3 protein-coding genes are annotated in these 3,167 nt (G+C 72.1%); 1 reads left to right on the top strand and 2 read right to left on the bottom strand.

Annotation, left to right across the window (positions count from 1 at the left end):
- Together AB0C69_RS40460 and AB0C69_RS40455 are read right to left on the bottom strand one after the other, a co-directional pair.
- Window positions 1–766: LysR family transcriptional regulator (locus AB0C69_RS40460; RefSeq protein WP_360361788.1), on the bottom strand; the 766-nt coding region annotated here is incomplete at its 3' end.
- 286 nt (window positions 767–1,052) lie between these two features.
- Window positions 1,053–1,991, bottom strand: coding sequence for a DNA-3-methyladenine glycosylase 2 family protein (locus AB0C69_RS40455; RefSeq protein WP_360361785.1), 939 nt, complete (start codon window positions 1,989–1,991; stop codon window positions 1,053–1,055).
- A 275-nt stretch (window positions 1,992–2,266) separates the two neighbouring features.
- Here AB0C69_RS40455 and AB0C69_RS40450 point away from each other — a divergent pair, with 275 nt between their 5' ends.
- The gene (locus tag AB0C69_RS40450; RefSeq protein WP_360361782.1) at window positions 2,267–3,115 is read left to right on the top strand and encodes a GON domain-containing protein; all 849 of its coding nucleotides are present in this window, start codon (window positions 2,267–2,269) and stop codon (window positions 3,113–3,115) included.
- Window positions 3,116–3,167 lie beyond the last annotated feature (52 nt).

Genomic DNA, 3,167 nt, shown 5'->3' with positions numbered 1-3,167 from the left:
GCTCGGCGAGCGCGAGGTCGGGCACCAGGCACACGGCGCCGCCCTGGGCGACCATCGCGAAGATCACCATGAGGTCGTTGGACCTGAAGCGGACGTCGGGCCGGAAGCCGCCCAGCTCCACGCACGTCCGTTCGAGCAGGTCGGCGTGGTTGGTGCCGACGTGCCCGGTGGCCCACGGGCACCCGGCCAGGTCGGCCATCCGGACCGGGCCGCCCGGCCCGGCGAGCGGGTGGCCCTCCGGCATCCCGACCCGCATGATCTCGGTGACGAGCACCTCGGAGGTCAGCTCCGGCCTGCGCGGCCGCGGCAGGTGCGAGTACTCGTCGTTCAGCACGACGTCGATCTCCTGGAGCACCAGCGCCTGGAGCACCCGGTGGAACTCCTCGTCCAGCACGTCCACGACGAGGTCGGGATAGGTGTCCGCCAGCCGCGGCAGCGCGGGCGCGAGGACGTGCAGCAGCGCCGTCTGGAAGCCGACGACCCGCACAGCGCCCGCGACGCGCCCGCTCGCGGCGAGCGCCGCCTCCTCGGCCCGCTTCGCCCGCTCCAGGAGCGCCTCGGCGTGCTCGACGAGCACCTCGCCCGCCTCGGTCAGCCGCAGCCGCCGCCCGGCGCGCTCGACCACCGGCACGCCGACGTCCCGCTGCAGCTGCGCGAGCTGCTGCGACACCGCGGACGGCGTGTAGCCGAGGGCGTCCGCGACGGCCGCGAGCGTCCCGCGCAGCTTGAGCTCGCGCAGCACCCGCAGACGTCCGAGATCCAACATGGTGAAGAGATTCTTACACAATCCCTACAGAAAGCCTCGCTGGACCTGAATGTTGGACTGAGTCAAACTGTAGGTGCGACGGTGAGAGCGGAGACCCCGGCTCCCCCGGTCGCCCCGCGCGGGAACGCCGCCACTGCGATCCCAAGGAAGAAGACCATGCTGTACGTGCTCGGCCTCATCATCGCCCTCGCCGTCCTCGGCCCCCTCTTCGGCGCCGACAGCCGGGACGGCCTCGACTGGACCCGGAACAACTTCTGGCTGCGCCGCCGCACGGCGCAGGCCCCGGTCAGAAGGACCGATAGTCCCGCACCGGCAAACGGGGGCCACGCCTCGGCGGGTGCATCCCGGACGATTCCAGCAGCCGGGTGACCCGGTATCGATGACCGGCGTAGGGCTCCAGCAGTTCGAGCATCCCGGCGTCGTCGACCTTGCGGCCCGCCAGCGCCCAGCCGACCAGGCCGGGCAGGTGGTAGTCGCCGACGGAGACGGCGTCGGGATCGCCCACCGCGCGCTGCCTGACCTCGGCGGCCGTCCACACGCCGATGCCCGGCAGCGACCGCAGCCGCGCCTCGCCCGGGTCCTCCTCCAGCCGCCGCGCGACCCGCGCCGCCCCGATGATCGTCCGGGCCCGGACGGCCTCCAGGCCGGACCGGTGCCACTCCCACGAGGGAATCCGGATCCAGACCTCCGGCGGCGGCGGCACCCGCAGGTGCGGGGCGCCGGGCGCGGGCTGCCCGAAACGGCGCAGCAGGTACGCCCAGGCGCGCCACGCCTCCTGCCCCAGCACCTTCTGCTCCATCACCGCCGGCACGAGCGCCTCGAAGACCCGCCGCGTCCGTCCGATCCGCAGCCCCGGACGCTTGAGCGCCTGGTCTCGGACGACGTCGTGCCGCGCGACGAACCCGTCCGGTTCGTCGGCCGCCCCCAGTAGCTCCGGCACCCCGTCCAGCAGCCATTCGGCGCCCGGCCCCCAGGCCTCGGCCTCGACGGCGTCCCCGGCCCACCCGACCCGCAGCGTGCCGGGACCGTCGGGGGTGTGGGACGTCCGCCAGACGGACCCGTCCCGCTCGAACCGGCACGCCGGATCGCGCGACCCGCGCCGATGCGGCGCCAGGACGTCCCGCAGATCCAGCTCCCACGGCGGCCGCCACATCCGGACCCGGCCGGGGAGGCGCCCAGCGGTCGCCTCCCCGGCCACCCCGGGCGACGGTTCAGCAACGCTCAACGAGCCGACTCTCCCTGCCTCACATGCTCCACCGGGGCCTTCCCGCACGTCGGCGCCTCGACGGTCTCCGGCACCAGTCTGCCACCGCCCGGCGGGTGAACTTCCCGTTCCACGGCAAAATATAAATATCGCCATAAAGCGGAATTCTTCTTGTTTTGCCCCGGCACAACTTTGACGCGACCGCCATCCGCGCCCTTACCTTGCGGCCATATTGCATTCAGAAAATGGCTGTTAATCTGCCGGGCAGCATCATCCCCCGACAAAAGGATGAGTTCATGGCGAAAATGCCATTTCGGGCGTCCGCGATCCTCGCCGCCACCTGCGCGGCCCTCCCCCTGGCCGCGACCGTGCCCGCGCACGCCGACGCCGGTGTCGCATACCGAAGCTGCCTGCAAGTGCGCCAGAACTCCCCCAGCGCGCCGGACGGAACCTATCTGCTGAGCGACGGCGCGAAACTCTTCACGGTCTACTGCGCCGACATGACGACGACTCCCAAGGAGTACGTGACGCTCGAAAGGACCGGTTCGTCCGAGAATTACTCGCAATACACCGCCGGCGGCGCGTCGCCAGGGACGAGCGTCAGGACCACCTTCACCCGGCTCCGTCTCGACCCCGCCGCGTTCACCGTGGACATCGGCGACCTGAAGTTCGCCTCGTCCACCGGCTCGCTCCGGCACAGCGGCTCCGAGATCGTGACGAGCATGCCCTACGCCGTGGCGATGTCGTGCACCGGCACTCCCGTCGGTGAGGGGAACATCGACCTGCGCGGCACGGCCGTCAGGGTGGACAACACGTTCGCCACCGGCGGCACCGGCCCCTCGGGCACGGCCGCCGTCAGCCCGGACGCGCAGACCGTCGCCCTGCGCGGCGGCGGCTTCTGCGGCTGGATCATGCCGGCCCCGGTCCGGTACAACCCGTTCAACCCGAGTCCGGGCATGCCCAACCTCAAACTGGACTGCACGAACCAGATCCGCAGCGAACGCCAGATCTGCCTGCGCCTCACCCCGGCGGCCGGCCCCCGGATGCAGGTGACGCGGGAAGGCTCGCACCGCCTGGTGCACCTGCGCCCCGGCGGCCGCACGGCGGTGCTCGGCCTCGACGGCCGGGTCCGTTCCCTCCGCTGACCCACGGCATCCATGAGACCGCCTTGCGCCGCCCGGGACGCGGACGCGCGCC

This window comes from Actinomadura sp. NPDC048032 (assembly GCF_040653175.1).
GTDB lineage: Bacteria > Actinomycetota > Actinomycetes > Streptosporangiales > Streptosporangiaceae > Spirillospora > Spirillospora verrucosospora.
This window is presented reverse-complemented; position numbering and strand designations above follow the sequence as displayed.